This window comes from Microcystis sp. M49636_WE2, from assembly GCF_030065375.1.
Lineage (GTDB): Bacteria > Cyanobacteriota > Cyanobacteriia > Cyanobacteriales > Microcystaceae > Microcystis > Microcystis aeruginosa_C.
This window is the reverse complement of record NZ_JASJFG010000884.1, coordinates 1-1,611: the sequence shown is the minus strand read 5'-3', so window position 1 is coordinate 1,611 and position 1,611 is coordinate 1. Positions and strand designations below refer to the sequence as shown.

Annotated in this window: 2 protein-coding genes; both read left to right on the top strand. The window is 49.3% G+C overall.

Annotated elements, in window-relative coordinates:
* Positions 1–59 precede the first annotated feature (59 nt).
* The gene (locus tag PX484_RS20295; protein ID WP_002747415.1) at positions 60–1,223 is read left to right on the top strand and encodes a GuaB3 family IMP dehydrogenase-related protein; all 1,164 of its coding nucleotides are present in this window, start codon (positions 60–62) and stop codon (positions 1,221–1,223) included.
* A 190-nt stretch (positions 1,224–1,413) separates the two neighbouring features.
* Positions 1,414–1,611 (top strand): DUF760 domain-containing protein (locus tag PX484_RS20290; protein WP_288105291.1); only part of this gene is annotated, 198 nt, incomplete at its 3' end.

Genomic DNA, 1,611 nt, shown 5'->3' with positions numbered 1-1,611 from the left:
TTCGAGATGGTGCGAAATTTGCTAGTCTAGGCTAAATAGGTCTGAAATAGTATAGAAACGTGGATACAATTATTGGTCGGGGCAAAACAGCCCGTAGAGCTTACGGTATCGATGAAATCGCACTTGTACCCGGAGTGCGAACCCTCGATCCTAGTTTAGCCGATACCCGTTGGTCTCTCGGCAATATCGAGCGGGAAATCCCGATTATCGCCAGCGCTATGGATGGGGTGGTGGATACTAAAATGGCCGTCCTTCTCTCCGAGTTGGGGGCGCTAGGGGTACTAAACCTCGAAGGTATTCAAACCCGTTACGAGGATCCTAACCCGATTCTTGATCGCATTACCGCAGTCGGCAAAGCAGAATTCGTCGGTTTAATGCAGGAACTCTACGCAGAACCGATTAAACCGCAACTAATCGAGCTTCGTATCCAAGAAATTCAAGAAAAAGGCGGTATTGCGGCAGTTAGCCTCACCCCTGCCGGTGCCGTCAAATACGGTGCTATCGTTGCCCAAGCAGCGGCCGATATTCTCTTTGTCCAAGCAACGGTTGTTTCCACTGCCCATTTATCCCCGGAAGCTATCACCCCCCTCGATTTAGTACAACTGTGTCAAGAAATGCCCATTCCCGTGGTTTTGGGTAACTGCGTCACCTACGAAGTCGCCCTTAACCTGATGAAAACTGGGGCAGCCGGGGTTTTGGTCGGTATCGGTCCAGGGGCTGCCTGTACTTCTCGCGGCGTTTTAGGAGTGGGAGTTCCCCAGGCCACTGCTGTGGCCGATTGTGCCGCTGCTAGGGACGATTTTTTCCGAGAAACCGGTAAATACGTCCCCGTTATTGCCGATGGCGGCATTATTACCGGCGGTGATATCTGCAAATGTATCGCCTGTGGCGCCGATGCGGTGATGATTGGTTCTCCCATTGCCCGGTCCGTGGAGGCCCCCGGCCGCGGTTTTCACTGGGGTATGGCCACACCTAGTCCGGTTCTACCCCGGGGAACCCGAATTAGTGTGGGCAGTACCGGAACTATTGCCGAAATCCTCGTCGGACCGGCAAAATTAGATGATGGTACTCATAACCTCCTAGGGGCGCTGAAAACCAGTATGGGAACTTTAGGTGCTAAGAACTTAAAGGAAATGCAACAGGTGGAAGTGGTGATTGCCCCCTCGCTGCTGACGGAGGGTAAAGTCTATCAAAAGGCCCAGCATTTAGGTATGGGTAAATAAAAGTTATCAGTGAACAGTGATCGGTTATCATCAGTGTTAAGTTTTTTATTTTTGCTGGAGATGGGTTTTTTGCTTGGTATAACCATTCCGTTCAGGTTCGGTTCTACCGACTCCCACTATCTCAAAAAACTGTTAAATTGGAAGAACCAAAAGGATAGTTTATAAAAAAATTGAGTTCAGGAGATCAAAGGTGTATAGAGAAAACGATCGCCCTCACAATTTATTCGGTACCGATAGTGAATTTTCTGAGAGTTTGTGGCAGTATGTCCAGACCTTAAGTCCCGAAACAATCGCCCAACTCTCGAAACCAGAATCCCAAGAGGTTTTCCAAGTGATGGAACGCAACATTATCGGACTTTTGGGCAACCTTCCTTCCGAACATTTCGGT